The sequence below is a fragment of the Sphingomonas sp. genome (genome assembly GCF_965248875.1).
In the GTDB taxonomy this organism is placed as follows: Bacteria; Pseudomonadota; Alphaproteobacteria; order Sphingomonadales; family Sphingomonadaceae; genus Sphingomonas.
Genome location: NZ_CBDFKR010000003.1, coordinates 127,806 through 152,561, shown reverse-complemented (window position 1 = coordinate 152,561; position 24,756 = coordinate 127,806). Strand labels below are relative to the sequence as shown.

Below are 24,756 nucleotides of genomic sequence, written 5' to 3'. Positions count from 1 at the left end.
AGATCATGCCGCCGCCTCTCGGACTGGTGCCCGCGGCCTGACCCCCAGCAGGTGACAGATCGCATAGGCCAGCTCCGCCCGGTTGAGCGTGTAGAAATGGAACTGCCGCACGCCGCCTGCATACAGCTTGCGGCACAGCTCCGCCGCCACCGTCGCCGCGACCAGCTGGCGCGCCTCGGGCCGTTCGTCGAGCCCTTCGAACAGCCGCCCGAGCCAGCCGGGCACCGCCGTCCCGGTCATCGCCGACATCCGCAGCACGCTGGCGACATTCATTACCGGCATGATCCCCGGCACCAGGTCGGCGTCGATCCCCGCCGCCGCCGCTGCATCGCGAAAGCGGAAGAAGGTCTCCGCCTCGAAGAAGAACTGCGTGATCCCGCGCGTCGCGCCCGCGTCCAGCTTGCGCTTGAGGTTGTCGAGATCGGCCCGCGCATGGCCGCTGTCGGGGTGCCGTTCGGGATAGGCGGCAACCGACAGCTCGAACGGGTGGAGCCGCTTCAACCCCGCGACCAGCGCCGCCGCATTCTCATACCCGCCGGGATGCGCGGCATAGCGCGTACCCGCCACGGGCGGATCGCCGCGCAGCGCGACGATGTGCCGCACCCCCGCAGCCCAATATTCCTGCGCGATGCCGTCGATCTCGTCGCGCGTCGCCTCGACGCAGGTCAGGTGCGCGGCCGCCGCCAGCAGCGTTTCGCGCTGAATGCGCGCCACGGTCGCATGCGTCCGCTCGCGCGTCGACCCGCCCGCGCCATAGGTGACGGACACGAAGCGGGGGCCAAGCGGCTCCAGCGTCCGCACCGACGCCCACAGCTGCTCGTCCATCTTTTCCGTCTTGGGCGGGAAGAACTCGAAGCTGACCGCCATGTCGCCCGCGACATCGGCGTAAAGCGGCGCATCTAGAGCGCGGCGCGCTTCCTCCAGCTGGTTGACCGACAGCGTCATGCGACCTCCTTGAGCCGGACGCCGTCTTTGCGCCCGAGCCACAGCTTCACCGTCAGCTCGCCCCCCTCCAGCGTCTCGACCCGCGCCGTCGCCAGCCCCGCCGCGGCGAACCAGGCGGCGATCTGCGCCTCGTCGAAGCCGAGCCGGACGTGCGCGTCGCGCGCGCGCAGCTCCTCGCGATCATGCGCGGCGAAATCGGCGATCAGCAGCCGTCCGCCCGGTCCCAGCACCCGCGCCGCCTCCCCAATCGCTGCCGCCGGGTCTTCGGCGAAATGGAGCACATGGTGCAGGATCGCGACGTCCGCCGCCCCGTCCGCCAGCGGCAGCTGATAGAGGTTCGCCTGCCGCAGCTCGGCATGTGCCAGCCCGTGCAGCTTGGCGCGCGCCAGCCGCAGCATCTCCGGCGAGCGGTCGATCCCCAGCGCCTGCCCGGCCTGCGCGCCGAACAGCTCCAGCATTCGGCCGGTGCCGGTGCCGATGTCGAGCAGCGTGCCGAGCGGCCCCGGCCCGAGCACCGCGGCCATCGCCGCCTCGACCTGTTCCTCCGCAACGTGGAGCGAGCGGATCGCGTCCCACTCGCTGGCATGCCCCTCGAACCACGCCGCCGCCGCCGCCGCGCGATCGGCGCGCACCGCCTGCAACCGGGCCGCGTCCGCGACTCCCCAATGATCCTCACCCCCTGCCCAGCCGTCCAGCGCCACCGCGACCGGCTCCACCGCCTCCGCCGCGCCCAGTGCCACGAACACCCAGCTGCCCTCCTTGCGTCGCGTCAGCAGCCCGGCGTCGCACAGGATCTTGACGTGGCGGCTGACGCGAGGCTGCGACTGGCCCAGCACCTGCGCCAGCTCGCCGACCGAAAGCTCCATCCGCCGCACCAGCTGCAGGATGCGCAGCCGCGTCGCGTCGCCAAGGGCGCGGAAGATGTCGAGGGCGCGCGTCATTCAGGGAGCATATAAAGAAATCTTTATATGACTGTCAACGCTGCGGCGTGGCGGGACCGGAACCGCTGCGCTAGCGTTTGAACACCGATCTGCCCGGGAGTGACCCATGAAGCTTGCCGCCGCCCTGCCCGCCGCCCTCCTCGCCGCGCTCGCGCTCGCCGCCTGCCAGGTGTCGGTCGATAACCAGACCGCCGCCGACACCGGCAACGCCGCCGACGCCGCCGCCGCGACCACCCGCAACGCGGTCGAGGACGTCGACGCCGCTACCGACCGCGCGCTGGGCTCGGCGGAGAACGCGATCGACGATACCGGTAACGCCGCCGCGCCCGCGCTCCACGACGCCGCGACCGCGGTCGATCGCGCCGGCCGCAACGCCAGTCGCGCCGCCGACCGTGCTGGTGACGCGCTCGACCGCGCCGGCGACACCGCCGCGAACGAGGTGGCGCGATAACGCTTCACCTCTCCCGCCCTGCGGGGGAGGTGATTGCTAGCGGCACGGACGCGGCCTATCGCTCGCTGAATGCGCTCCGCCTTGGCCATCCTGCTGGTCCTCACCGCCTGCTCGCATGACGACCCGCAGCCGCGCGGGCTGACCGCCGACGATCAGGCGCAGCTCAACGACGCCGCCGCGATGCTCGACGCCAACAGCGTCGACCTCAACCAGATCACCGCCAATTTCTCCGGCAACGAGGCCCAGCCATGACCGTCCCTACACGCCGCCTCGGCGGCTCCGACCTCAAGATCGCCCCCCTCGTCCTCGGCGGCAACGTGTTCGGCTGGACTGCCGACAAGGCCGCGAGCTTTGCCGTGCTGGACGCCTTCGTCGACGGCGGCGGCACCATGATAGATACCGCCGACGTCTATTCCGCCTGGGTGCCCGGCCATCAGGGCGGCGAGTCGGAGACGGTCATCGGCGAATGGCTGAAGTCGTCGGGCAAACGCGACCGGGTGCTCCTCGCCACCAAGGTCGGGATGCTCCCCGGCGAAGGCGGCGCGAAGCTCGCTCCCGCCCGCATCGCCGCCGCCTGCGACGCCTCGCTCGCACGCCTTGGCACCGACCGGATCGACCTCTATTTCGCGCATCAAGATGACGAGGACACGCCGCAGGCCGACTATCTCGCCGCGTTCGGCAGGTTGATCGATGCCGGCAAGGTGCGCGTCCTCGGCGCGTCCAACTTCACCGCCGCCCGGCTCAAGGCCGCGGTCGACGCGTCGCATGGCGGCGGTCTGCCCCGCGTCCACGCGCTCCAGCCCGAATACAATCTCGTCAGCCGCCACAAATTCGAAGGCGAGCTGCAGGATTATTGCGTCGCCGAGAATATCGGTGTCGTGCCGTATTACGGCCTTGCCAGCGGCTTCCTGACCGGCAAATACCGCTCCGCCGCCGATCAGGGGAAATCGATCCGCGGCGGCCGCATGGCGAAGTTATTGGAGGGGAACGGCGCTGCGGTCCTTGCCGTGATGGACGCGATCGCCGCCGACAGCGGCGCGACACTGGCGCAGATCGCGCTCGCCTGGCTCGCCGCACAGCCCGGCGTGACCGCCCCGATCGCCAGCGCCACGTCCGCGCAGCAGCTGACCGAGCTGCTCCCCGCGATGACACTGGAACTAAGCGAGGATCAGCTCGCCCGCCTCACCAACGCAGGGGCGTAAACCGCTACATCCCGGTGCGCGTCACCGACGTGCGCGTGCCGACGTTCGACACCGCCACCGATACGCCCCGCGGCGCGCGCCAGCGGATCGTGTCGTTGTTGCCTTCGACATCCAGCCTGCCGGGCGACGCAAACGCGATCGTCAACTCATTCCAGTTGCCGGGCACGCTGACCAAGCGGCAGTTCGCGACGCGCAGCCGGTTGTGGTTGCCGTTCACGGTCAGCGCGCCGCCACCGCAGTCGGCCGCGCGGTCGCCATGATTGGTGTCGATTACAATGCCGGCCCCGCCACGCGCCCGGCCGTGCGTGCTGACGCCGTGACCGGTTACGCTCGTCCGGCCGGTATGAACGCCCGTTGCGTCGATCACCGTGCCGCCGCTGCGCACGCCGCGGCTGTGGATCGTACCTGCGCTACCCCTGGCGCGGCGGCGAGCAACAGGGCGGCGGGAAACAGACGGCGCATGGCAGACCCTCGAGCGGTCGGACAGCGAATAGAACGCGCAACCGCGCGCCCGCGTTCCGCCCCATTCCCGCAACGCCCGCGTCGCGCGGCTGTAACACGACTCGGCTAGCGCGACCGCCTACCCACCGCACCGCAGCTCGCGGTCGTTGACGGAGCCGAACGCCATGCAGGACACCCCCACGCCCCGCACGCCCCAGACCAAGCTGACCCCGCGCCACCGCGAAGAGATCGTCCGCCGTTATTGGCTGAAGGGCGAGCTGACCCCGCTCGGCGTCGCCAACTGGCTAGCCGGCCAGCCGACGCCCCAGCACGCCTGACCGCACGCAGCGCAGTCGCTCATGACGAGCGCATCTCGCCGGAATCACCCCTCCCCAACAGGGGGAGGGGACGGGTTGGGGCCTCTCCTCCGGGCGGCTGGCTTGGGGGGCAGCGCCCCACCCCAACCCCTCCACTGAAGGGAGGAGTTGGATTAGTCGAACACGTCCGAAGCGACGCTAATCCCCCGCAAAGGTCAGCGCCGACACCCGCCGCTCGCGCTCGTTGATGGTCAGCACGCGGCCGGCCGGGGGCAGCGAGCGCTGCGGGCAGTCGGGGCGCAGGCAGCGGCGGCAGCCGAGCCCGATCGGCGTCGCTTCGCCCGCCAGTTCGATCCCCCGCGCCGCCGCTAGGCCGCCCGCCTGCCCGGCCTCAACCCCCAGCCCGATCGCGAACTCGGCCACCACCGCGCCGACGCGGCGACCCTGCGGCGTCACCGTGCGCGCCAGCGTAAACCAGCGGGACTCGTCCTCCAGCTCGACCAACTGCGCCGTCATCGCCCCCGGCCGGTCGAACGCGGCGTGTAACCGCCACAGCGGGCAGCGCCCGTCGGCGGTCGCAGGGGCCGCGCCGCTCGCCCCGGCAAAGCGCTTCGACGCCTGACCGGCCCGGTCGACCCGGACCATGAAGAACGGCAGCCCGCGCGCGCCGACGCGCTGCAATGTGGTCAGCCGGTGCGCGACCTGTTCGAACCCCGCGCCGAACCGCCGCTGCAACAGCTCGACGTCATAGCCCGTCGTTTCGCACGCGCGCAGGAAGCGGCCATAGGGCATCATCAGCGCCGCCGCCCAATAGCTCAGCAGGTGGCGGCGAAAGAGCCGCTCCGCCTGCCGGTCGATCAACGCAGCGCCGCGCGCCAACGCCTCCACCTCGCCGCGCGCCTCGATCTGCGCCAGCTGCGTCGCGGCGGCGAAGGTGCGGCTCGCCCGGTCGAGCACCTCCGAAAGCTGCAGCTGCCGGGCATGAAGATCGGTGCGCCGCAGCACGTCGGGCAGCACATCGACCGGCAGCACGCGGATCGTCAGCCCGTGCTTGACCCGCAGCCGCTCGGCGACCGCGCCATACAGGTCGTCGTTGCCGAGCCGCAGTTCGTCGGCCAGCGCCTCGGCATGCGCGTCCAGATCGGGGAAGTGATTGCGCCACCGCTCGATCGCCTCACGCGCCAGCGCCCCCCCATCCGGTGCATCCGCCGTCGGCGCGCCCGCGCCGATCCGGTCGTAAGCCCGCGCGAACGCCTCCGCCCCGCCGGGCGCTGCCGCAAGCCACTCGGCCAGCTCGTGCCGGTCGATCTCCAGGTCGGCGAAGATCGGGTCGGCCAGCCGCCGTCGCAGCGCGTCCGCGCCGCCACCCGGCGCCGCCGCCGCCAGCGCACGCGGGTCGAAGTCGAACTGCTCGGCCAGCCGCACCAGCAGCGCCGCAGTGACCGGCCGCTGGTTGCGCTCGATCAGGTTGAGGTAGCTGGCGCTGATTTCCAGCATCTCCGCCATTGCCGCCTGCGTCAGCCCCGCCTGCCGCCGGGCGCGCCGCACGGCATGACCGGCCAGCAGCTTGCGATGCGCCATGTCCGATAACCTCCTCACAGTGTCAGCCCGCGACTCGGTCGACAAGCCGAGCTTGTAAACTCTTTACATCACGACAGCGGCTCTGGTCATCATCCGTGACAGGAGTACCCCGGAATGTGCGTAATAGCGTGACCTGAGTGTCAGCTTTGGACGTAGGATGGTGCAGAACAAGTCGAATTGTAAAAGGGACCGTACCGTGACCACGACCTTCGAAGACCTGATCCCCGCCCCCGCCGGCCGTTTTGATGGGATCAAGCGACCTTACACCGCCGATGACGTGGCGAAGCTGCGCGGCTCGGTGCCGATCGAGCACACGCTCGCCAAGCGCGGCGCGCTCAAGCTGTGGGAGCTGCTCAGGACCGAGGATTACGTCCATTCGCTCGGCGCAATGACGGGTAACCAGGCGATGCAGATGGTCCGCGCCGGGCTGAAGGCGATCTATCTTTCGGGCTGGCAGGTCGCCGCCGACGCCAACACGGCGGGCGCGATGTACCCTGACCAGTCGCTCTACCCCGCCAATGCCGGGCCGGAGCTGTGCAAGCGGATCAACAACGCGCTCCAGCGCGCCGACCAGATCGAGCATAGCGAAGGCGGCGCGACCCGCGACTGGTTCGCCCCGATCGTCGCCGACGCGGAAGCCGGCTTCGGCGGCCCGCTCAACTGCTTCGAGATCATGAAGGCCTATATCGCCGCGGGTGCCGCGGGCGTCCATTACGAGGACCAGCTCGCTTCCGAGAAGAAGTGCGGCCATCTCGGCGGCAAGGTGCTGATCCCGACCCAGGCGCATATCCGGAACCTCGACGCGGCACGCCTCGCCGCCGATGTGTCAGGCGTCCCGACCGTGATCTGCGCCCGCACCGACGCCGAGAGCGCGAAGCTGATCACGTCGGACGTCGACGAGCGCGACCACGAGTTCCTGACCGGCGAGCGCACGGCAGAGGGCTTCTTCCGCCTCAAGGAAGGTACCGGCGTCGACCATTGCATCAAGCGCGGCCTCGCCTTTGCGGAACATGCCGACCTGCTGTGGTGGGAGACCAGCTACCCCAATCTGGACGATGCGAAGCGCTTCGCCGAGGCGATCCGGAAGCAGTTCCCCAATAAGATGCTGGCGTATAACTGCTCGCCCAGCTTCAACTGGGCGGCGAAGCTCGACGCGGACACGATCGCGAAGTTCCAGCGCGAGATCGGCGCAATGGGGTACAAATACCAGTTCGTGACGCTGGCCGGCTTCCATCAGCTCAACCATGGCATGTTCGAGCTGGCGTCCGGCTATCGCGACCGCGGCATGGCGGCCTATTCCGAGCTGCAGCAGGCCGAGTTCGGCGCGGAGGCCAAGGGCTATACCGCCACCCGCCACCAGCGCGAGGTCGGCACCGGTTATTTCGACCTCGTCGCCCAGGCGGTCGCCGGCGGCGAAAGCTCGACCACCGCACTCGCCGAGTCTACGGAAGCGGCCCAGTTCAAGAAGGAAGCCGCATAATGGCCGAGGATGCCACCGATACGCCGATCGCCGAACGCCCGCGGGCACGGGCGGTGTTCTCCCCCGCCGACTTCGCGCTGATGAAGGACGCCCTGGGCGAGTTCATCCGCACACTCCCCGCCGGGGACCCCCGCGCGCAGCAGGCGTCGAACCTCCACCACAGGCTCGGCCGCATCGACTGACTTCCTGGAGAGGAAGGTGCCCGCCGGCGCAACGAAGCGCCGGCGGGCATTTGCTTGCCTAGACTGGCTCGCCCCGCCACAAGCGCCGCCATGCCCGGGATCGTCGACCGCCTCCGCGCCAACATCGTCCTGTACGGCGCGCTGGCGGCCAATCTGGGGATCGGGGTCGCCAAGTTCGTCGCAGCCGCGATCACCGGCTCGTCGTCGATGCTGTCGGAGGGGGTCCACTCCTGCGTCGACAGCCTCAACCAGGTGCTGCTCCTCTACGGCCAGCACAGCGCCAAACGCCCTGCCGACGCAGCCCACCCGTTCGGCTATGGCCGCGAGCTGTATTTCTGGGCGTTCGTCGTCGCGCTGTTGATCTTCACCGTCGGCGCGGGCGTGTCCTTCTATGAGGGCTATCAGCACATCCGCCATCCGGCCGAGATGACCAATCCGACCGTCAACTATATCGTCCTCGGCTTCTCCATGCTGCTGGAGGGATCGAGCTGGGCGGTGGCCTGGCGCGAGTTCAACCAGGGCCGCGGCAATGTCGGCTGGTGGCAGGCGATCAGGCAATCCAAGGACCCGGCCGGGTTCATCGTCCTGTTCGAGGATTCGGCCGCGTTGATCGGCCTCCTGATCGCGCTAGCCGGCAACGTCGCCGCGCACGCGCTCGCCCGGCCCGAGCTCGACGGCTATGCCTCGATCGCGATCGGCTGTGTCCTGGCCATCGTCGCCATCTTCCTGGCGCGGGAGTCCAAGGGCCTGCTGATCGGCGAACGCGCCGACCCGGCCGTGGTCGCCGAGGTCTACAAGCTGGTCGACGGCCATCCCGCGATCGCGTCGGTCAACCACGTCCGCACCATCCACACCGCGCCGGAAAGCGTGTTCGTCGCGATCAGCGCCGACTTCCACGACGAGGTCACGATGGGCGAGGGCGAGCGGCTGATCGAGGAGATCGAGACCCGGCTCAAGGCGGCGCTGCCGATCCTGTCGTCAATCTATATCCGGCCCGAAAAGCGTGAGGACGCCGTCGTCTATGTGCCGTCCGCGCACTGAGCCGCCGTTGCGGTGGTCCGTGGCGGCGGTAGGATCGTGCATGCGCAAGCTGCTCCTCCGCGTCTTTGCAGCGCTGTTCCTGGCGCTGAGTGTCGCGCCGGCCGCGCAGGCCGCGGTCACCATCACCTTCTGGAGCCACGAGTTCGGCACTCGCTTCCCGCACGCCTTCTTCACGCTGCGCGGCGTGCCGGACGCAGGCGGGCCATCGATCGATCGCATCTACGGCTTCACCGCTAGGTCGGTCAGCCCGGCTTTGTTGTTCGGCTCCGTCCCCGGCCGCGTCGAGCCCGAGCCGCCGGGCTATGTCGCGTCCAGCGACGCGCAGTTCTCCGTGGTGCTGACCGACGTGCAGTACGGCCAGGTGCTGGCCCTGATCGCCGCCTGGGACGAGCACACCGGCGACGGCCACTACAATCTCAACCGCCGCAATTGCATCCATTTCGTCAAGGAAGCCGCGCGGATCGCGGGGCTGACCGGGCTCGACCAGCCGCGGCTGATGAAGCGCCCGCGGTCCTACCTGCTCGCGGTGCAGGCGGCGAACGCCGGCCATGTCGTCGCGGTCAACCGCCACGGCGACGCCTATCTGGCCGCGCTGCCACCCGTCGAGGCGGCGCAGGCGGTGGCCAGCGCCACCCCCGCCGATCCCGCCGTCGCCGTTCCGGCGGCGCCGGTCCCGCCCGCGTCTCAGCCGGCACCTGCGCCGGTGAACTAGGCCGCGGTCCAGCCGCCATCGACCGACAGGTTCGCGCCCGTGATCGACTGCGCCTCGTCGCGGCACAGGAACAGCGCCAGCGCCGCCACCTCGTCGGGGGTCACGAAGCGCTTGGTCGGCTGCGCGGCGAGCAGCACATCGTTCATCACCTGCTCGCGCGTCAGCCCGCGCGCCTTCATCGTGTCGGGGATCTGCCCCTCCACCAGCGGCGTCCAGACATAGCCGGGCGACACCATATTGACCGTCACCCCATCGGTCGCCGCTTCCAGTGCGATCGCCTTGGTCAGCCCGGCCAGTCCATGTTTCGCCATGACATAGGCCGATTTGTTGGGGCTCGCGACCAGGCTGTGCGCGGAGCCGGTGGTGACGATCCGCCCCCAGCTCCTCGCCCGCATGTGCGGCAGCGCCGCGCGGATCAGGTGCCAAGCAGACGACATCACGATCGCGACGATCGCGTCGTAGCGGTCGACCGGGAAGTCGGTGATCGGCGCGACATGCTGGATGCCGGCGTTGTTGACGATGATGTCGACCGATCCGGTCGCCGCCACCGTGCGCGCCACCATCGCCGCGATCTCATCTGGCTTGCTCATGTCGGCGGCATCATAGAGCGCCTGCGCCCCGCTCGCCGCCGCCAGCTCGCCGCGCGCCGCCTCGATCACCGCGGCGTCGCCGAATCCGTTGAGCACGACGCCAGCGCCCGCGCCTGCCAGCTTGTGCGCCATTGCGAGGCCAATGCCCGACGTGGAGCCGGTGACGATCGCAGTCTTGCCTTGCAGGAACATCGCCCCTCCTATCAGAACGATCGCGCGTGACCGCAGTCGTCGGTGCTTGCAACCGCACGCGGCGCGAAGCATTTCACTTCCGCAACAAGCAGGAAGCACGCCCATGCGCCTCGACGATTTCGACCCGAACATCAATGTCGAGGATCAGCGCGGCCAGGGCGGCGGCGGGTTTGGCTTTGGCGGCGGCGGCGGCGGCGGTGGCGGGCTGCTCTTCAGCCTGCTGCCGATGATCGGCAGCCGCTTCGGCTGCGCGGGCATCGCGGTGGTGCTGCTGATCTTTGGCGCGATCACCTTCATGGGCGGCGGCCTGACCGGCGGCGGCTCGGCGCCGACCGCGACGTCTCGCGCGCACGGCACGGACGTGCGATCGTCGTGCACGCTCAACGCGGAGAGCCGCACCGCCTGCACCGCGTTCAGCTCGGCCGACCATACTTGGGCGGCGCTGTTTCAGCAGCAGGGACGTCAGTTCACCGCGCCCAAACTCGTCTTCTACGACCGTAATGGCCAGTCGGGCTGCGGCGCGGCGCAGTCGGCGATGGGGCCCTTCTACTGCCCGACCGATCAGGGCATCTATCTCGACACCAGCTTCTTCGGCGAGCTGACCAACCGCTTCCACGCCTCGGGCGACTTCGCGCAGGACTATGTCATCGCCCACGAGTTCGGGCACCACATCCAGAACCTGCTCGGCGCGTCCGATCGCGTCCACAACATCCAGCGCAGCGGCAGCGAGACGGAAGGTAACCACGCCTCCGTGCTGCTCGAGCTGCAGGCGGACTGTTACGCCGGGGTATGGGCGGCGCAGAACCGCGACCGGATGGATCAGGGCGACGTTCAGGAAGGCATGACCGCGGCGCACGCGATCGGCGACGACACCCTGCAGCAGGAGGCGCAGGGGCGCGTCGTCCCCGACAGCTTCACCCACGGCACGTCGGCGGAGCGGATGCACTGGCTGCAGACCGGGCTCAACTCGGGCGACCCGGCGCAGTGCGACACCTTCGGCAGGGGCGCCGACGGCTGAGAGCGGAAACGACGGCCGCTAGATCTTGACCAGCATCTTGCCGCGGTTCTCGCCGGTAAAAAGTCCGCGGAAGGCGGCGGGGGTCTGCTCGATCCCTTCGAACACCGTTTCCTCACGCCGGAACCGGCCGTCCGCCAACAGGGCGCCCATCTCGCGATAGAACTCGTCGGCGCGGTCCATATAGTCGCTGACGATGAAGCCCTCGATCTTCAGCCGAGCGCCGATGATCCGCGCGGCATAGCGCAGCGTCGTCGGCGCGCCCGTGTTGTACATGTCGATCATACCGCAGATCGCCAGCCGACCGCGCGGCTTGGCATGCGCGATCGCGGCATCGAGATGCTGGCCGCCGACATTGTCGAAATAAACGTCGATACCCTCCGGCGCGGCGCGGCCGAGCGCCTTCACCAGCGGCTCGTCCGCCTTGTAGTCGATCACCTGATCCGCGCCCAAGTCACGCACCCACGCGCATTTGTCAGAGCCGCCGGCCGACCCGATCACCGTCATGCCCTTGGCCTTCGCGACCTGCACGACCGTCGATCCCACCGCGCCCGCCGCGGCGGAGACGAACACGGTGTCGCCGGGCTTCGCCTCACCGACCGCGAGCAGCCCGAAATAAGCGGTCATGCCCGGCATGCCGAGCTGCCCCAGGAAAGCCTGCGGCGGCACCTCGAGCGCGGGCAGCTTCTGTGCGGCGGCGGCCGGGATCACCGCCGCGTCGCGCCAGCCCGCCATGTGCTGCACCATGTCGCCGGGCCTGAGCGCGTCCGCCCGGCTTTCCACCACTTCGCCGATCGCGCCGCCGTCCATCGGCGCGCCGAGCTGAAAGGGCGGGACATAGCTCTTCACGTCGTTCATCCGGCCACGCATGTACGGGTCGACCGACAGCCAGCGGTTTGCAACCCGCACCTCGCCCTCCTTGAGCGGCGGCAGATCGATGTCGATCAACGCGAAGTCCTCATCCGCCGGTACGCCGCTCGGGCGTGAGGCAAGGGTCCATGCGCGCGTCATCATTTTTCTCCTGTTCTGCGCTACCGTCGCTAGCGCTGCCCCTATGCGAGCGAAAGGGCCCGGGCACAGGCCCGAGCCCCTCGCTCACCCGGTGACCGCGGCTCAGTAGGTGCCGGAGAAGCTCCGGTTGAGGTTTGTCCAGCCCTCGTTCGACGGGCGGTCGCCCCGCTCGCTACCATCGTCCTGGCCGAACAGCGCGCTTCGGTCGCCCTGGCTGCGTTCTTCGTCGCGCCAATGCTGCTTGGCTTCCGCCGCGGTCTTGCGCAGCGTCACCTTGCTCGCGTCGGCCGTCTGGAGCCAGCGCGACGGGATGGAGTGGTGCCGTCCGCCCGCGTCCGCGTCGCTCTTGGTCAGGATAATGCGGTCGCCGCGGACCTTGTCGACGGTGCCGACGTGCTCGCCGTCCGAGCCGACCACGTCCGCATGCTCCTCGACATGCCCGAGCAGGTCGCGCTGACCCTGGCGTTCGGTCCGCCACGACGCGAACTCGTTATGGAACTTGGACTGGTTTTCCTGACGATATTCGTCGTAATCGCGATCGAACGAGGCGATCTGCTGATTGCGCCAGCTGTGATAATGCTGGTCGCGGCTCTGGCCGCCGCGCTCGTCATGCTGCGCGTCCTGTTCGCGGCGGCGCTCGGCGTCCTCGTTGCCGAACCAGGAGCGGACCTCGTCCCCGGCGCGCGCCATGAAGCCTCGATCGTCCTCGCGATCACGCTCGGCGCTTTGCGGCTGACGGCCATAGGTGCCGCGCTGCTGGCGATACGTGTCGCGGCCCTGGCGCGGCTCTTCGCGGCCGCGATTGTCGTCGCGACCCGCATCGCCGCGATGATCATCGCCGCCGCCGCCGAACTCCTGGCGCTGATAGCCCTGGTTGCGGCCCTGCTGGCCACTGGAGCCCTGACCGCGCCATTCGTCACGGCCAAAGCCGCGGTTGCCGTGGTCGCGCTGGCTATCGGCGTCGCGGTTGGCGTAACTCTGACCGCCGCCCTGCTCGCCCGCGGCCAGATAGTCGCGTGCACCGGACCGGTAGCCGTCGCCGGTCGAGCTGTAATCCTGTCCATAGTCCGACAGGTCGTTGCGGTCGGTGTAGCCGCGCGGTCCGTCCGCACGGGGGTAGCGTTCGTAGGCCATCGGTGATCCTCCTGGCGTGTCGCCGTCCTGCGGTTACGCGCACAGCGCTACGGCGCCGCATCGCGTTCCGGGCGACTCAAGGCGCGACGGAAGCTATTGTTCCGCAAGGATCGGTTGGCCGCCGCGAAGCGAGGCTATGGCGCGGCGAATGTCAGGCGTGCGTGGTGGAGCTGAGGGGAATCGAACCCCTGACCTCTGCAGTGCGATTGCAGCGCTCTCCCATCTGAGCTACAGCCCCGCACGCCTGCCAGAGGATCGTTTCCCCCGGGAAGCGATGCCTTTAGCCTCCCGTCGGCAGCGTCGCAAGCCATCCATTTGTGCGCTAGGGCACCTCCATGCCCGATCTTCAGCCCGCCATCCCCGCCGCGACGCTGGTCATCTTCCGCACCCGATCCGACGGCCCGCCAGAGCTGTTGATGGTGGAGCGATCGATGGGCATGGCCTTCGCCGCGGGGGCGCTGGTGTTTCCGGGCGGCCGCATCGATCCGGGCGACCACGACCTCGCCGCTGAACAGGACGGCGATCCCGACGACACCGCCGCGCGCATCGCCGCGATCCGCGAGACGATCGAAGAGGCCGGGCTGCCGATCGGGCTCGAACCGCAGCCCGCGCCCGGGGCGCTGGTCGCGCTTCGGGAGGCGCTACACGCTGGCGCGCCGCTGCGCGATGCGCTTGCCGCTGCCGGAACGCAGCTTGCCCTCCACCGGCTGACACCGTTTGCGCGCTGGCTGCCCCAGCATCAGGGGATGCGCATCTTCGACACCCGCTTCTACCTCGCCGAACTGCCCGCCGACGCGCCGCGCGCCAGCGTCGATGCGACCGAGAACGTCCGGCTGCTCTGGGCAAGCGCGGCTGAGGTGCTGGCCGAGGCCGATGCGGGCCGCGCGACGATCATCTTTCCGACGCGGCGCAATCTGGAGCGGCTGGCGCAGTTCGGTTCGTTCGCCGACGCCGCCGCGCACGCCCGCGCCATCCCGGTCCGCACGATCACGCCCTTCGCCGAGGAACGCGGCGGCCGCCAGCACCTCTGCATCCCCGCAGGGCTCGGCTATCCGGTCACGGGCGAGCCGATGGACGACACGGTCAGGGGTTGATGCGGCGCGCACGGCGGCTCGGATTCGGTGCGGCGCTGGCGCTGTTCGCGGCGGTCGCGGCGCTGCTGACCGGGTGGGCGGCCAGCCGCCAGCATGCGCTTGACCTCGGCGAGGCGCCGGGGCCGCTGACCGGCCGCGCGCTCGCCGGGCTGGGGCGGCAGCCGGCGCGTTGCCGCGCGCTGCTCGACCGGGCCGGGGTCCGCTTCGCAGTGCTATCGCCGCGGCGCGAAGGACCCAGGTGCGGCTGGACGGCAGCGCTCCGGCTCGGTCCCGGCGGCGCGCGTTCGATCGGCCTTGCGCCCAGCGAACCGCCCCTGACCTGCCCGGTCGCGGCGGCGCTGGTGATGTGGGAATGGGCGGTGGTCCAGCCCGCGGCGCGACGGTACCTTGGCGCGCCGGTAACCGGAATCGAGCATCTCGGCAGCTATAATTGCCGCCACATCGCGGGCAGCCAGTCGTGGAGCGAACATGCGGCCGGCAATGCGCTGGACGTCGCGGCGTTCCGGCTGGCGGACGGACGCCGCGTGTCGGTGAGGGACGACTGGCGCGGCCGCGGTCCGGCGGCGACCTTTCTGCGTCAGGTCAGGAACGGCGCTTGCGGCCTGTATGCCACCGTGCTGTCACCCGACTACAACGCTGCACATCGCGATCACCTCCATCTGGATCAGGCGGCGCGGGGCGAATGGCGTTGGCGGGCGTGTCGTTAGGCTGGGAGCGCCCCGCTCGAGTCCACCTTCTCGACCCAATAGGGGAAGAACGCCGGCTGGCGCGCGGACCAGCCCGACGCCGTCGCCGCCGCCTCGCTGATCGACTGGAGCAGCTTGCGGCGCAGCTCCGGGTGGAGATGCGGCAGCGCCGCCGCCGCGCAAAAGGCGGACGGCAGCCAGGGCCGCACCTCGGCGCCGACCAGCCGCTCGTAGAGGAAGCGATAGGCGCCGAAGCTGGTCAGCCGCCCCTGCCCCAAGTCGAAGGCGGCGAGCGTGATCAGCGGCGCGAGGAACGGCTCGACCGAGTCGAGCCCGCTATCCTCCGGCACGTTGTCGCGCAGCACCGTCAGCATCTGGTAATGGCGCGCCTGCGCCCGGATCGACGCGGCTTCCACCACGTCGCGCGACCAGCGTGCCAGCGCGTCGTCACGGTCCAGCCCGATGTCCAGCGAGCGGCGGATATACCGCTGCGTCGCTGCGCCGAAGCTTGCAAACTCCTTCATCTCGGCCAGCGTCATCACGCCTTCGGCCTGCTTCATCTTGGTCATGCCGCTCAACCCCGCCCCACGAAGCCTACGATCCCGTCAACCATGCGCCCCCATGGTTAACAAACCACTGAACATCCCCGTCAGCCGCCGTTTACCAAGCGAACACGGATGATTCCGCAGCGCAACATGCTTTGCGGCGAGTGGAGTCGGGCTGAGCAGAAATGTCGTGAGGTGAAGCTTCGCTGCAACAATGCCGCGGCGGGAACGCAGGGACGCCCGCCTAAGGGAGAGCATCCCCTCGGGTCGCGGGCGATCAGCTGCCGGCCAGCTTCCTCTCGGCCTCTTCGTCATAGCCCGACGATGCGGCCGGCGCATTGTTGTGGACCGGCTGCGTCGACGCGGGCGGATCGCTGGCGTCCATCGACTCGTCCAGCGCATTGTCCAGCCGCGCCTCCTTGCTTTCCGGATCACGCTCCAGCCGCGCGGCGATTGAGGCGTCCTGGCCCGCATCCTGGCGCGGGTCGCGCTCCTGATTGCCGGCGTTGGGCGCGTCCGGCGCTACGGACAGCGTATCGAGCGCAGTGTCGGGATCAGGCATGCGGTGTGCTCCTGCAGAAAACGGGCGCAGGGAAAACGACCGAGGGGCGTCCGCGTTCCTAGTCCGCCCGCACCACCCGCACGGCTTGGCGTACCAGTGTCGCGCGGCCGAACACCGTCATGAACGCGATGTCGACCGCATCGCGCCCAACCGCGACGCGCGCCAGCTCGTCCGCCCGCGCCATGCCGGTCGCGTCCACAAGATGCCATTGCTCCTCTAGCCACAGCTCGGCGACGGCATGAAAGTCGGGCGGATCGACCCCCGGCGCGTAAGCCGACACGCACCGCGCCGGGATGCCGCCAGCGCGCGCGAACGTCACCAGCAGGTGCGCGAAGTCTCGGCATACGCCCGCCCGCTGCCCAAAGGTATCGAGCGCGGTCATGTCGCCATTCGACGCATCGGCGCGATAGGCGATGTTCTCGCCTACCCAGCCGGCCAGCGCGGCGGCGAGTGCGCCGCCGGTCAGCCCGGCGAAACGCTGCTCGACAAAGCCGTAGAGCCGGTCGACCGGGCAATAGCGGCTCGGCAGCAGGTACGCCGTCAAGGCGGCCGGCGCGGCGCGTGCCGGCGTCGCCGCCAGGCCGTCGAGCACGACGGGCGGCCGTTCGATCTCCACGGTGGCGCGATACTCCGCCCGCAGCGGCCCCTCGCCGTCGATCCAGCAGCGCTGCCCGACACCGTCCTCGCCCGGCGCCGCGCGCACCGGCCGATCGGACCACACCGTCAGCCGCTCGGTCACGATCCGCTGGTCCGCCGTCGCCGCCGCCTCGATCTGGAGCAGCACATCGGCGCGTCGATCCAGGCAATATTCCAGGTCCGCCTCGATCAGCAGGCGCATACATCAACTCCCGATGCAGAAAGGGGCCCGGCGGTCGCCCGCCGGGCCCCTTCGCCTGCCTGCCTCGCGCGATCAATTACGGCCGGAACCGAACAGGCGCAGGATGAACAGGAACATGTTGATGAAGTCGAGATACAGCTTCAGCGCCGACATCACCACGACGCGCCCGACCTGATCGGTGCCCGCCACATAGCTGTAGAGGCTCTTGGTCCGCTGCGTGTCATAGGCGGTCAGCCCGGCGAAGATCAGAACACCGACGATGCTGATCACCAGATTGACGACGCTGGACCCGAGGAAGACGTTGATCAGCGACGCGACCAGGATGCCGACCAGCCCCACGATGAGAAAGGTGCCAAAGCCCGACAGGTCACGCTCCGTTGTGTAGCCCCACAGGCTCAGTCCGGCGAAACCTGCCGCGGTGGCGAAGAACGCACCCGCGATCGATCCGACATTGTAGGAGAGGAAGATCGTCGACAGCGACAACCCCATCAGCACCGCATAGGTCCAGAACAGCGCGCGCAGCGTGCCGGTCGCCATGCGGCTCTGGCCAAAGCTCATTGCGAAGACGACGCCCAGCGGCGCGATCGCCACGATCCAGCCGAGCGCCGACAGGCCGCGGCCGCCGTCCGCGATCATCGCGTCGGTGAAGCCGAACCGCGCGGCTACGGCCGCGACGATCCCCGTCAGCAGCACGCCCGACGCCATGTAGTTGTAGACGGACAGCATGTACGCGCGCAGCCCCGCGTCATACGTCACCGACCGCGTATCGGCCGGGGCCCCGGCGAACGGCGATGCGCCGGTACGGGGGTCAGACCAGTTAGCCATCATCAGCTCCTTTGCCCGGCGTGAAGAGCGCACCGGATGTGCGCAATATCGTGCGAAGTGAGAACGTGTTCAAGCGTCATCCGTTGCGCCCTCATTGCGTCCTGTCGAAAGCGCCGTAAACGCGCCGGCATGAGTATCCGCCTGTTCGTCGCGCTGCGCCCGCCCGCGGCGGTCCGCGAGCAGCTGCTGGGGACGATGCGCGGCATTCCCGGCGCGCGCTGGCAGGCAGACGAGCAGCTGCATCTGACGCTGCGCTTCATCGGCGCGGTCGACGAGCGCACCGCCGACGCTGTCGCCGCGGTGCTGGGACAGGTCCATGCGGCCGCGCCCACGGTGCGGATCGCCGGTACCGGCCGCTTCGACGGGCGCAGCGCAGCCCAGGCGCTGTGGGCGGGCGTACAACCGCACGATGCGCTGCAGCAGCTTCACCGCAAGGTCGATGCCGCCTGCGCTCGCGCGGGATTGGAGCCGGAACGCCGCGCCTATCTGCCCCATATCACCCTCGCCCGCTTCGCCGCGCGCTCGGGGCGTGCACCCGAGATCACGGACTGGCTTGCCGACACCGCAGCCCTGGCGAGCACCCCCTTCACCTGCGGGCACCTGATATTGTACGAGGGCGAGCTCGGGCGTGACGGCGCGGCCTATTCGCCGCTCGAACGCTGGCCGCTCGCCGTGCCCGGCTGACCATGTCCGTCTGACGGAGCCGAACCGATGCGCGCGCTTTTCCTCCTCCTGCTTCCGCTCGCCGCCTGTTCGCAGGGGCATGCCGACATGGGCGCGCCGCTGCCCGGCGGGCGGATCGCCACGGCGCAGCTGATCGACGGCGCCGGCCGGCCGATCGGGCACGCCCGGGTGACGGAGGTCGCAGGCGGCCTGCGCATTACCGCCGACGTTCACGGGTTGGCCCCGGGCAATCACGGCGCGCACCTGCATACCGTCGGCCGCTGCGATCGCCCGGATTTCAGCAGCGCCGGGCCGCACTGGAACCCTGCCGGAACCAAGCACGGCGGCATGAACCCGCAGGGGCCGCATGCCGGCGACCTGCCCAACCTGCTCGTCGGCGGCGACGGCCGCGGCACGGTCGGCGTCGTGCTGGCGGGCGCGACGATGGCGGGGCTGCTCGATACCGACGGCGCTGCGCTGGTGGTGCATGCCCAGCCCGACGACCTGATGACGGACCCCAGCGGTAACAGCGGCGCCCGGATCGCCTGCGGCGTGCTGCAGTAGCGGGAACGCTAGACCGCCTCCCCCGCCGCCCTTGCCCGCGCGACCACCGTCGCCTCCGCCTGCGGCACCCTGCCCCACGCCAGCAGCAGCATCAGCGCCGCCAATGGCGACACGACCAGCAGCGCCAGCACGCCGGTGCGCAGGTCGCCGCCGAGGCTCTTCGACACGAAGCCCGCGAAATACGGCCCCAGCGCCAGCCCGACCAGCGTCGTCGCGATGAAGAAGGTCGCGGTCGCGGTGCCGCGCATCCGTGGCAGCACCAGGTCCTGGGTCGTCGCCGCCGCGGGCCCCAGCGCGGCGCTCGCCAGCCCTGCCATCACGAAGCTCGCGAGATAAAAGCCCGTCGCGCTCGCAGTCGTGTACGCAAAGATCAGGAAAGGGGTTGGCAGCAGCACGCCGCACAGGATCACCGGCACCCGTCCCCATGCCACCCGGCTTCGCGCCCAGTCCGCGATCCGCCCGCCAAGCACGATGCCCATGAACCCGCCCGCCGCCGCGCCGCCGCCGAGGTAAAAGCCGATCTGCGTCTTCGGCAGGTGCAGCACCGTCTCGGCATAAAGCGCGCCGAACGCGGCGACGCCGTAGCTGACGAACGCGATCAGCCCATAGCCGAGCGACACCAGGATGAAGGCGGGCGTGCCCCAGATCAGCTGAAAGGCAGGCCGGTCGCGAGACCGGAGCGAGCTGGCCCAGCTGAACACCGCATAGGCGCCGCCGCACACCGCGATCCACTGCGCCGCCGCACCGGTTACGCGCGTCAGCAGCCACCCGGCCGCGACCGCGATGCCCAATCCCAGCAGGTTCGCCGTCAGCGCCCGCCCGCCGCGACGCGCCGCGCCGATCAGCGTCAGCGGCGGGATGATCGCCAGCAGCTCGCCGGCGAAGTCGCGGAAGGGCGTCGCCGACACCGGCGTCACCAGCCCGTCGACCCCGCCCCGCACCGGCTCGCGCAGCGTCGCCACCAGCGCGGCGAGCAGCAGCCCCGGCAGCCCCACCGCCATGAACGCCACCTGCCATCCGACCAGCCCCCAATGGCCGCCCGGAAAATGCGCGTTCCAGGTGTCGACGATCGCACCGCCGATGAACAGCGACACGCCGCCGCCGATGAAGATGCCCGACGAATACAGCGCCAGCGTTGTCGCGCGCTGCCGCTTTGGAAAATAGTCGGAGATCAGCGAATAGGCGCACGGGCTCGCCGTCGCCTCGCCCACCCCGACGCCGATCCGCGCAAAGGTCAGCTGCCCGCCGGTCCGCGCCAGCCCCGAAAAGGCGGTCATCGCCGACCAGATCGCCAGCCCGACGGTGATCAGCCGGACCCGGTTCCAGTTATCCGCCAGCCGCCCGAGCGGAATACCGAACAGCGAATAGAACACCCCGAACGCGGTCCCGAACAGGAAGCCGATATCGGCATCGTTCAGATGCAGGTCGCGCTTCACGTCCTTGGCAAGGATTGACAGGATCTGCCGGTCGATGAAGTTGAGCACATAGACCGCAAACAGCACGCTCAGCACGTACCAGGCATAGCGCGGCGCCCGCGGCTCGGGCGCGTCGGCGTTCGATTCCATGCGGTCATCCTCTCTCCCCGTGACGGGTAACAGAGGCGTGGACGGGAACAACCCCGTCCGATCGCTTGAGGGTATGCTCCCCCTGGTGGTCGCAAAGGCTTAGGCCGCTGTCGCCACCCGCCGGCGGGCGCCCTGCTCCAATCGCCGCAGCAGCGCGTCGATGCTCGGCGGCTCGTCGTAGCGCGTCGCGGGCTGGGTCGGCGGCGGCGGCGCGAGGGTGAATATCTCCAGCCGCTCGCCCGGGGCAAGCGAAGGCGCCAGCGGCTTCAGCGCCCGCACCGGCTGCTGGGGCACGGCGGGCACCGCCGCGGGATCGAACGCCGCCAGCGGCACGTCCAGATCGGCCGGCACCCCCTGCTCGACCGGAGGTGGAGGCGGCGACGCCAGTTCGGCGGCGGTCAGCGGCCGCCGTGGCGGCGCGTCAGGATGCGCGTCGGCGCGGCGCACCGTCGGCGCATCATCCGCCCGGCGCGGCGGCCTCGCGGCGAGGGGCCCGCCCGGTCCGACCAGCAGATACACGGCCGCCCAGAAGACGGCAGCCACTCCGATGCCCCCGCCCAGCGCCATCATCGCCCGCGCGGTCAGCCCCAGCGGCGGTGCCGCCACCGGCAGGATCGCGGGCAGTCCGCTCGCCTCGATCGCGCCATCCAGCCACGCCCCCGGCATGATGGCGCTGGCAAGCGCGACAAGCGCCCCCGCCGCGCTCCCGGCGATTGCGGGCAGGCGGGAGTTCAGCTGTGGGCGGGCTGGTTCGACCATGAAACACTCTTGTTCGCCGCGGCGATCAACCGCTGGTAAACCGGTTCGTAACGACAAATGTTTGCCGACCAGTTACGGTCGGTCTCGACGAACCGCCGCGCCAGCGCCCGCCGCGCGTCCCAGCCGCTGCGGTCGGTGAGCAGCCCGGCGAGCGCCCGCGCGATCGCGACGGGGTCGTCGGCCCGGAACAAGGTGCCTGTGTCACCATCCCGGATCAGCTCGCGATGACCCCCGACGTCGGACGCCGCCACCAGCCGCCCCTGCGCCATCGCCTCCAGCGGCTTGAGCGGCGTGACCAGCTCGGTCAGCCGCATCCGCTTGCGCGGATAGGCGAGCACGTCGACCAACCCATAATAGCGCTCGACCTCGTCATGCGGCACGCGGCCGACAAAGCGGATTCGCCCCGCCACTGGCGACGCCGCCGCCTGCGCGCGCAGCGCCCCCTCCGCCGGGCCGCCGCCGACCAGCAGCAGCGCCGCATCCGGCCGCGCCGCGACCAGCGCGGGCATGGCGGCGATGAGGTCGTCCAGCCCCTCATAGGGATAGAAGCTGCCGATGAACCCGACCACCTCGGCGCCGTCGAGCCCCAGCGCCGCCGCCAGCGCGTCGTCGCGCGGAGCAGGCGTCCCGAACAAGGTCAGGTCGACGCCGTTGGGCACCACCGTCAGCTTGTCCGCCGCCACCCCGCGCCCGATCAGGTCCTGCCGCAGCCCGTCGCAGATCACCGTCACAGCATCGGCGCGCGCCACCGCCCAGTTCTCCAGCGCGCGGGTCGCGCGGCTCCGCCACGATCTCGCGACCCCGGTGCCGTTGCCCGCCGCAGCATCCTCCCAGAAGGCACGGATCTCGTAGACCAGCGGCAGCCGATGCAGCTTCGCCACGGGCCACGCCGCCAGCGCATCGAGCGCCGGCGAGTGGGCATGGAGGATGTCGGGCCGGAAGGCCCGCACCGCCTGTCCGATGCCGCGGCAAAAGCTCAACATGCCCTGCACCTGACCGCCTGCCGGTCCAGAACCGGTCGACGCGCGATAGAAGTGCAGGCCGTCCGCCTCGTCCCAGCCCCAGCCCGGCGCCTCCTGCCGCCGCCCGGTGACCCCCGCCACCTGCCACCCGCGCGCCTCCTGCGCCTTCATGATCGCGCGCGTGCGGAAGGTGTAGCCGCTCTGCAGCGGCAGCGAATGGTCGAGGACGTGGAGGATACGCATGGCTGGCCGGCGGTCTGCACCCCCGGCCGTTAAGGGCCGGTCAACATGGCGCGGCCGACCGTCGCGACGGAAAGCGAGCGGCTTGCCACGCGCGGCGCGGTTGGCACGCTCGACGATAAAGGTGGGAGAGAAGCCATGCGCGTACCAACGGCCGCCCTGGCCCTGCTGCTGATCCTGAACGGCAACGCCACCGCGGCGCGGGCCGGTGCGGGGCGCGGTATGCGCGCTTTCGCCAGCGACGCGACGCTGATTGCTTTCCTGCACCGCCACTCGGGCAACCGCCGCGGTTCGGCCGTGCCGGCGCCACCCCCGCCGCCGGCGGTGGCCGCACCGGCGCCTGCTGTGGAATCCGCGCCAGCCACGCGTTCGTTCGGCTTGTCCAACGTGACCGTCACCGGCGCGCTTGCCCAGCCGTCGATCACCAACACGCAGGAGGCTGATGTCGACGAGGGCGGCATCGTCAAGGTGCACGGCCGCCACCTCGTCATCCTGCGCCGCGGGCGGCTGTTCACCGTCGCGATCGGCGAGCGCACCGCCCACGCGGTGGACCGGATCGATGCCTTTCCGCCCGGCACCTCGGGGGCGGGCGCGTGGTATGACGAAATGCTGGTCGCGGGCGACCGCATCATCGTCGTCGGCTATAGCTACGCGCGCGGCGGGACCGAGATCAACCGCTTCCACATCGGCGACGACGGGCGGCTAGCCTACGAAGACAGCTATCACCTGCGCTCCAACGACTATTATTCGTCCACCAACTATGCCTCGCGGCTGATCGGCCACCGGCTGATCGTCTACACCCCGCTCGGCCTCGACCGCGACGAGCCGATCGCGCGGCAGCTGCCCGCCTTGCGGCGCTGGACGGGCGCGACCGACGGCAAGTTCGCGCGCATCGTCCCCGCGACGCGCATCTTCCTGCCCGAGCCGCTGCGCAACGATCCCACCGCGATGATCGACACGCTTCACACCGTCACCACCTGCGACCTCGCGACGGCGCAGCTCGCCTGCACCGCCACCGGCGTGCTCGGCAGTGGCTCGCGCAGCTTCTACGTGTCGGGCAACGCGGTCTATGTCTGGCTGGGCAACACCTCGTCGGACCCGGCGCGCGAGGCGCGATCGATGGTCTATCGCCTGCCGCTCAACGGCGGGCGGCCGGGGGCGGTGCAGGCGTGGGGCGGCCCGATCGACCAGTTCTCGTTCCGCGAGGACCGGCAGGCCCATGCGCTCGATGTCGTCGTGCGCGCCGATGCGAACGGCGACCGCATGTGGCGGGCGCAGGTGACGGGCGGCAGGACCGCGCTGCTGCACCTGCCGCTGGCGCAGTTCGGCGACGGCTCGGCGACGACCCCGCGCACCGCCTATCGCGCGCTGCCGCTCGACACCGAGCAGGACTGGTCGTTCCACAACCGCTTCGTCGGATCGTACCTGATCTACGCCGCCGGCTCGTTCGCCGCGCAGACGGGAAAGGAAACCGTCTTCGCCGCGCGGGTGGCGGGCGGCCCGATCGCGCGGGTCGCGGCGCCGCACGGGGTCGACCGCATCGATCTGATCGGCGAGGACGCGGTGGTGATCGGCAACGACGCGCGCAGCCGGCTGGGCTTCAGCGCGATCGAGCTGACCGGCGACACGCCGCGGCTGGGCGACACGTCCTTCCTGCCCGCCGCGCGCGAGGGCGAGAACCGCAGCCAGGCGTTCTTCTTCCGTCCCGATCCTGACAGCGCCGACGGCGCGTCGGGAACACTGGGGCTGCCGATCACGACGGCGCTGGGCGACAATCCGGCGCAGCGCTTCCTGGGCAACGGCTCGGCCGTTGCGTTCCTGCGCCGCGACCGGCGTCGCCTGACATCCACGGGCCAGCTCGACGCGCATGCCGCCGACGCCCGTGACGACGGCTGTCAGGCGTCTTGCGTCGACTGGTATGGTAACGCCCGGCCGATCTTCCTTGGCGGACGCATCTTCGCGCTGATGGGCTATGAGCTGGTCGAAGGCCGGATGCAGGGCGGCCGCATCGGCGAGGTCGCGCGGCTGGACTACGCGCCCGGCCCCGAACGCGGCGGCGGCAAGTAGCGCGTTTGACGCCGCCTTAACCCGCCGCCGCTAGGCGGGTGGGGCCGTGATCGACAATCTTGCCCTCGCCATCAGCCACGGGCTCCTCCTGCTCGCTGCGTTCCTCCTGTCGCGCCGCGCCGATCTCGATCGCGAGGACCCGGACACCACC

At 70.2% G+C, this 24,756-nt stretch carries 28 protein-coding genes and 1 tRNA gene; 14 read left to right on the top strand and 15 right to left on the bottom strand.

Annotation, left to right across the window (positions count from 1 at the left end):
- Nucleotides 1–3: 3 nt before the first annotated feature.
- Entirely contained in the window at nucleotides 4–945 is a 942-nt protein-coding gene (metF, locus tag ACP2AD_RS01035) for a methylenetetrahydrofolate reductase [NAD(P)H] (protein ID WP_425228217.1), read from the bottom strand.
- Nucleotides 942–1,886: an ArsR/SmtB family transcription factor gene (locus ACP2AD_RS01030; protein WP_425228216.1), complete on the bottom strand. Its 945-nt coding sequence runs from the start codon at nucleotides 1,884–1,886 to the stop codon at nucleotides 942–944. The genes metF and ACP2AD_RS01030 overlap by 4 nt, the downstream gene beginning before the upstream one ends.
- 106 nt (nucleotides 1,887–1,992) lie before the next feature.
- Here ACP2AD_RS01030 and ACP2AD_RS01025 point away from each other — a divergent pair, with 106 nt between their 5' ends.
- The 3 genes from ACP2AD_RS01025 (at nucleotide 1,993) to ACP2AD_RS01015 (ending at nucleotide 3,539) form a co-directional block, all read left to right on the top strand.
- Entirely contained in the window at nucleotides 1,993–2,337 is a 345-nt protein-coding gene (locus ACP2AD_RS01025; protein ID WP_425228215.1) for a hypothetical protein, read from the top strand.
- A gap of 69 nt (nucleotides 2,338–2,406) precedes the next feature.
- The gene (locus ACP2AD_RS01020; RefSeq protein WP_425228214.1) at nucleotides 2,407–2,589 is read left to right on the top strand and encodes a hypothetical protein; all 183 of its coding nucleotides are present in this window, start codon (nucleotides 2,407–2,409) and stop codon (nucleotides 2,587–2,589) included.
- Nucleotides 2,586–3,539 carry an aldo/keto reductase gene (locus ACP2AD_RS01015; RefSeq protein WP_425228213.1) on the top strand — a complete coding sequence of 318 codons (954 nt, stop codon included), beginning with the start codon at nucleotides 2,586–2,588 and terminating at the stop codon, nucleotides 3,537–3,539. The genes ACP2AD_RS01020 and ACP2AD_RS01015 overlap by 4 nt, the downstream gene beginning before the upstream one ends.
- 4 nt (nucleotides 3,540–3,543) lie before the next feature.
- Here the strand turns inward: ACP2AD_RS01015 and ACP2AD_RS01010 are convergent, their stop codons facing one another.
- Complete coding sequence (locus ACP2AD_RS01010; RefSeq protein WP_425228212.1) at nucleotides 3,544–3,924, bottom strand: DUF3060 domain-containing protein; 381 nt, start codon at nucleotides 3,922–3,924, stop codon at nucleotides 3,544–3,546.
- Nucleotides 3,925–4,165: 241 nt separating this feature from the next.
- On the opposite strand from ACP2AD_RS01010, the gene ACP2AD_RS01005 reads away from it, so the two are divergent.
- Nucleotides 4,166–4,318 (top strand): hypothetical protein, encoded by a 153-nt coding sequence (locus tag ACP2AD_RS01005; protein ID WP_425228211.1) that lies wholly within the window; start codon nucleotides 4,166–4,168, stop codon nucleotides 4,316–4,318.
- A 177-nt stretch (nucleotides 4,319–4,495) separates the two neighbouring features.
- On the opposite strand, the gene ACP2AD_RS01000 is transcribed toward ACP2AD_RS01005, so the two are convergent.
- The gene (locus ACP2AD_RS01000; protein WP_425228210.1) at nucleotides 4,496–5,878 is read right to left on the bottom strand and encodes a helix-turn-helix domain-containing protein; all 1,383 of its coding nucleotides are present in this window, start codon (nucleotides 5,876–5,878) and stop codon (nucleotides 4,496–4,498) included.
- A gap of 157 nt (nucleotides 5,879–6,035) precedes the next feature.
- Between ACP2AD_RS01000 and aceA the strand changes: the two genes are divergently transcribed.
- The 4 genes from aceA (at nucleotide 6,036) to ACP2AD_RS00980 (ending at nucleotide 9,293) form a co-directional block, all read left to right on the top strand.
- Nucleotides 6,036–7,358, top strand: a complete 1,323-nt coding sequence (aceA, locus tag ACP2AD_RS00995) for an isocitrate lyase (protein WP_425228209.1) — start codon at nucleotides 6,036–6,038, stop codon at nucleotides 7,356–7,358.
- Nucleotides 7,358–7,540, top strand: a complete 183-nt coding sequence (locus ACP2AD_RS00990; RefSeq protein WP_425228208.1) for a hypothetical protein — start codon at nucleotides 7,358–7,360, stop codon at nucleotides 7,538–7,540. Before aceA ends, ACP2AD_RS00990 begins: the two co-directional genes overlap by 1 nt.
- Nucleotides 7,541–7,630: 90 nt before the next feature.
- Nucleotides 7,631–8,581, top strand: a complete 951-nt coding sequence (locus ACP2AD_RS00985) for a cation diffusion facilitator family transporter (RefSeq protein WP_425228207.1) — start codon at nucleotides 7,631–7,633, stop codon at nucleotides 8,579–8,581.
- Nucleotides 8,582–8,621: 40 nt separating this feature from the next.
- Nucleotides 8,622–9,293 carry a hypothetical protein gene (locus ACP2AD_RS00980; RefSeq protein ID WP_425228206.1) on the top strand — a complete coding sequence of 224 codons (672 nt, stop codon included), beginning with the start codon at nucleotides 8,622–8,624 and terminating at the stop codon, nucleotides 9,291–9,293.
- Here ACP2AD_RS00980 and ACP2AD_RS00975 read toward each other — a convergent pair.
- A complete protein-coding gene (locus ACP2AD_RS00975; protein WP_425228205.1) occupies nucleotides 9,290–10,075 on the bottom strand; it encodes a 3-hydroxybutyrate dehydrogenase in 786 nt (261 codons plus the stop codon). The two genes, ACP2AD_RS00980 and ACP2AD_RS00975, sit on opposite strands and share 4 nt — an antisense overlap.
- Nucleotides 10,076–10,178: 103 nt before the next feature.
- Between ACP2AD_RS00975 and ypfJ the strand changes: the two genes are divergently transcribed.
- Nucleotides 10,179–11,093, top strand: coding sequence for a KPN_02809 family neutral zinc metallopeptidase (gene ypfJ, locus ACP2AD_RS00970; protein WP_425228204.1), 915 nt, complete (start codon nucleotides 10,179–10,181; stop codon nucleotides 11,091–11,093).
- 18 nt (nucleotides 11,094–11,111) lie between these two features.
- On the opposite strand, the gene ACP2AD_RS00965 is transcribed toward ypfJ, so the two are convergent.
- The 3 genes from ACP2AD_RS00965 to ACP2AD_RS00955 all read right to left on the bottom strand — a co-directional run bounded on the left by ACP2AD_RS00965 (nucleotide 11,112) and on the right by ACP2AD_RS00955 (nucleotide 13,473).
- A complete protein-coding gene (locus ACP2AD_RS00965) occupies nucleotides 11,112–12,101 on the bottom strand; it encodes an NADP-dependent oxidoreductase (RefSeq protein WP_425228203.1) in 990 nt (329 codons plus the stop codon).
- Nucleotides 12,102–12,203: 102 nt separating this feature from the next.
- Nucleotides 12,204–13,235, bottom strand: coding sequence for a DUF2171 domain-containing protein (locus tag ACP2AD_RS00960; RefSeq protein WP_425228202.1), 1,032 nt, complete (start codon nucleotides 13,233–13,235; stop codon nucleotides 12,204–12,206).
- A gap of 162 nt (nucleotides 13,236–13,397) precedes the next feature.
- Nucleotides 13,398–13,473: transfer RNA gene (locus ACP2AD_RS00955), tRNA-Ala, on the bottom strand.
- Nucleotides 13,474–13,570: 97 nt separating this feature from the next.
- Between ACP2AD_RS00955 and ACP2AD_RS00950 the strand changes: the two genes are divergently transcribed.
- Together ACP2AD_RS00950 and ACP2AD_RS00945 are read left to right on the top strand one after the other, a co-directional pair.
- Nucleotides 13,571–14,329, top strand: coding sequence for an NUDIX hydrolase (locus ACP2AD_RS00950; protein WP_425228201.1), 759 nt, complete (start codon nucleotides 13,571–13,573; stop codon nucleotides 14,327–14,329).
- Nucleotides 14,329–15,036 (top strand): extensin family protein, encoded by a 708-nt coding sequence (locus ACP2AD_RS00945; RefSeq protein WP_425228200.1) that lies wholly within the window; start codon nucleotides 14,329–14,331, stop codon nucleotides 15,034–15,036. Before ACP2AD_RS00950 ends, ACP2AD_RS00945 begins: the two co-directional genes overlap by 1 nt.
- Here ACP2AD_RS00945 and ACP2AD_RS00940 read toward each other — a convergent pair.
- The 4 genes from ACP2AD_RS00940 to ACP2AD_RS00925 all read right to left on the bottom strand — a co-directional run bounded on the left by ACP2AD_RS00940 (nucleotide 15,033) and on the right by ACP2AD_RS00925 (nucleotide 17,785).
- Nucleotides 15,033–15,575, bottom strand: a complete 543-nt coding sequence (locus ACP2AD_RS00940) for a hypothetical protein (RefSeq protein ID WP_425228512.1) — start codon at nucleotides 15,573–15,575, stop codon at nucleotides 15,033–15,035. The two genes, ACP2AD_RS00945 and ACP2AD_RS00940, sit on opposite strands and share 4 nt — an antisense overlap.
- Nucleotides 15,576–15,837: 262 nt before the next feature.
- On the bottom strand, nucleotides 15,838–16,122 hold the full coding sequence (locus ACP2AD_RS00935; RefSeq protein WP_425228199.1) for a hypothetical protein: 285 nt from the start codon (nucleotides 16,120–16,122) through the stop codon (nucleotides 15,838–15,840).
- A gap of 58 nt (nucleotides 16,123–16,180) precedes the next feature.
- Nucleotides 16,181–16,960, bottom strand: coding sequence for a transglutaminase-like domain-containing protein (locus ACP2AD_RS00930; protein ID WP_425228198.1), 780 nt, complete (start codon nucleotides 16,958–16,960; stop codon nucleotides 16,181–16,183).
- Between the two features lie 72 nt (nucleotides 16,961–17,032).
- On the bottom strand, nucleotides 17,033–17,785 hold the full coding sequence (locus ACP2AD_RS00925; RefSeq protein ID WP_425228197.1) for a Bax inhibitor-1/YccA family protein: 753 nt from the start codon (nucleotides 17,783–17,785) through the stop codon (nucleotides 17,033–17,035).
- Nucleotides 17,786–17,914: 129 nt separating this feature from the next.
- On the opposite strand from ACP2AD_RS00925, the gene thpR reads away from it, so the two are divergent.
- Both thpR and ACP2AD_RS00915 read left to right on the top strand, forming a co-directional pair.
- Complete coding sequence (gene thpR, locus ACP2AD_RS00920; protein ID WP_425228196.1) at nucleotides 17,915–18,469, top strand: RNA 2',3'-cyclic phosphodiesterase; 555 nt, start codon at nucleotides 17,915–17,917, stop codon at nucleotides 18,467–18,469.
- 27 nt (nucleotides 18,470–18,496) lie between these two features.
- Nucleotides 18,497–19,012, top strand: coding sequence for a superoxide dismutase family protein (locus ACP2AD_RS00915; RefSeq protein WP_425228195.1), 516 nt, complete (start codon nucleotides 18,497–18,499; stop codon nucleotides 19,010–19,012).
- Nucleotides 19,013–19,020: 8 nt separating this feature from the next.
- On the opposite strand, the gene ACP2AD_RS00910 is transcribed toward ACP2AD_RS00915, so the two are convergent.
- The 3 genes from ACP2AD_RS00910 to ACP2AD_RS00900 all read right to left on the bottom strand — a co-directional run bounded on the left by ACP2AD_RS00910 (nucleotide 19,021) and on the right by ACP2AD_RS00900 (nucleotide 22,541).
- Nucleotides 19,021–20,577: an MFS transporter gene (locus ACP2AD_RS00910; protein WP_425228194.1), complete on the bottom strand. Its 1,557-nt coding sequence runs from the start codon at nucleotides 20,575–20,577 to the stop codon at nucleotides 19,021–19,023.
- A 99-nt stretch (nucleotides 20,578–20,676) separates the two neighbouring features.
- Entirely contained in the window at nucleotides 20,677–21,336 is a 660-nt protein-coding gene (locus ACP2AD_RS00905) for a hypothetical protein (protein WP_425228193.1), read from the bottom strand.
- Nucleotides 21,309–22,541 (bottom strand): TIGR04063 family PEP-CTERM/XrtA system glycosyltransferase, encoded by a 1,233-nt coding sequence (locus tag ACP2AD_RS00900; protein ID WP_425228192.1) that lies wholly within the window; start codon nucleotides 22,539–22,541, stop codon nucleotides 21,309–21,311. The genes ACP2AD_RS00905 and ACP2AD_RS00900 overlap by 28 nt, the downstream gene beginning before the upstream one ends.
- Nucleotides 22,542–22,676: 135 nt before the next feature.
- On the opposite strand from ACP2AD_RS00900, the gene ACP2AD_RS00895 reads away from it, so the two are divergent.
- Complete coding sequence (locus tag ACP2AD_RS00895) at nucleotides 22,677–24,605, top strand: beta-propeller domain-containing protein (protein ID WP_425228191.1); 1,929 nt, start codon at nucleotides 22,677–22,679, stop codon at nucleotides 24,603–24,605.
- Nucleotides 24,606–24,756 lie beyond the last annotated feature (151 nt).

Coding starts and splice junctions, on each gene's coding strand:
- ACP2AD_RS00895 (WP_425228191.1), top strand. CDS start 22,677: ATGCGCGTACCAACGGCCGCCCTGGCCCTGCTGCTGATCCTGAACGGC.
- ACP2AD_RS01005 (WP_425228211.1), top strand. CDS start 4,166: ATGCAGGACACCCCCACGCCCCGCACGCCCCAGACCAAGCTGACCCCG.
- ACP2AD_RS00905 (WP_425228193.1), bottom strand. CDS start 21,336: ATGGTCGAACCAGCCCGCCCACAGCTGAACTCCCGCCTGCCCGCAATC.
- ACP2AD_RS00915 (WP_425228195.1), top strand. CDS start 18,497: ATGCGCGCGCTTTTCCTCCTCCTGCTTCCGCTCGCCGCCTGTTCGCAG.
- ACP2AD_RS00910 (WP_425228194.1), bottom strand. CDS start 20,577: ATGGAATCGAACGCCGACGCGCCCGAGCCGCGGGCGCCGCGCTATGCC.
- ACP2AD_RS01000 (WP_425228210.1), bottom strand. CDS start 5,878: ATGGCGCATCGCAAGCTGCTGGCCGGTCATGCCGTGCGGCGCGCCCGG.
- aceA (WP_425228209.1), top strand. CDS start 6,036: ATGGTGCAGAACAAGTCGAATTGTAAAAGGGACCGTACCGTGACCACG.
- ACP2AD_RS00925 (WP_425228197.1), bottom strand. CDS start 17,785: ATGGCTAACTGGTCTGACCCCCGTACCGGCGCATCGCCGTTCGCCGGG.
- ACP2AD_RS00965 (WP_425228203.1), bottom strand. CDS start 12,101: ATGACGCGCGCATGGACCCTTGCCTCACGCCCGAGCGGCGTACCGGCG.
- ACP2AD_RS00930 (WP_425228198.1), bottom strand. CDS start 16,960: ATGCGCCTGCTGATCGAGGCGGACCTGGAATATTGCCTGGATCGACGC.
- ACP2AD_RS00940 (WP_425228512.1), bottom strand. CDS start 15,575: ATGAAGCAGGCCGAAGGCGTGATGACGCTGGCCGAGATGAAGGAGTTT.
- ACP2AD_RS01030 (WP_425228216.1), bottom strand. CDS start 1,886: ATGACGCGCGCCCTCGACATCTTCCGCGCCCTTGGCGACGCGACGCGG.
- ypfJ (WP_425228204.1), top strand. CDS start 10,179: ATGCGCCTCGACGATTTCGACCCGAACATCAATGTCGAGGATCAGCGC.
- ACP2AD_RS00980 (WP_425228206.1), top strand. CDS start 8,622: ATGCGCAAGCTGCTCCTCCGCGTCTTTGCAGCGCTGTTCCTGGCGCTG.
- ACP2AD_RS01020 (WP_425228214.1), top strand. CDS start 2,407: ATGCGCTCCGCCTTGGCCATCCTGCTGGTCCTCACCGCCTGCTCGCAT.
- ACP2AD_RS00960 (WP_425228202.1), bottom strand. CDS start 13,235: ATGGCCTACGAACGCTACCCCCGTGCGGACGGACCGCGCGGCTACACC.
- ACP2AD_RS00990 (WP_425228208.1), top strand. CDS start 7,358: ATGGCCGAGGATGCCACCGATACGCCGATCGCCGAACGCCCGCGGGCA.
- ACP2AD_RS00945 (WP_425228200.1), top strand. CDS start 14,329: ATGCGGCGCGCACGGCGGCTCGGATTCGGTGCGGCGCTGGCGCTGTTC.
- ACP2AD_RS00950 (WP_425228201.1), top strand. CDS start 13,571: ATGCCCGATCTTCAGCCCGCCATCCCCGCCGCGACGCTGGTCATCTTC.
- ACP2AD_RS00975 (WP_425228205.1), bottom strand. CDS start 10,075: ATGTTCCTGCAAGGCAAGACTGCGATCGTCACCGGCTCCACGTCGGGC.
- metF (WP_425228217.1), bottom strand. CDS start 945: ATGACGCTGTCGGTCAACCAGCTGGAGGAAGCGCGCCGCGCTCTAGAT.
- ACP2AD_RS00985 (WP_425228207.1), top strand. CDS start 7,631: ATGCCCGGGATCGTCGACCGCCTCCGCGCCAACATCGTCCTGTACGGC.
- thpR (WP_425228196.1), top strand. CDS start 17,915: ATGAGTATCCGCCTGTTCGTCGCGCTGCGCCCGCCCGCGGCGGTCCGC.
- ACP2AD_RS00900 (WP_425228192.1), bottom strand. CDS start 22,541: ATGCGTATCCTCCACGTCCTCGACCATTCGCTGCCGCTGCAGAGCGGC.
- ACP2AD_RS01015 (WP_425228213.1), top strand. CDS start 2,586: ATGACCGTCCCTACACGCCGCCTCGGCGGCTCCGACCTCAAGATCGCC.
- ACP2AD_RS01025 (WP_425228215.1), top strand. CDS start 1,993: ATGAAGCTTGCCGCCGCCCTGCCCGCCGCCCTCCTCGCCGCGCTCGCG.
- ACP2AD_RS00935 (WP_425228199.1), bottom strand. CDS start 16,122: ATGCCTGATCCCGACACTGCGCTCGATACGCTGTCCGTAGCGCCGGAC.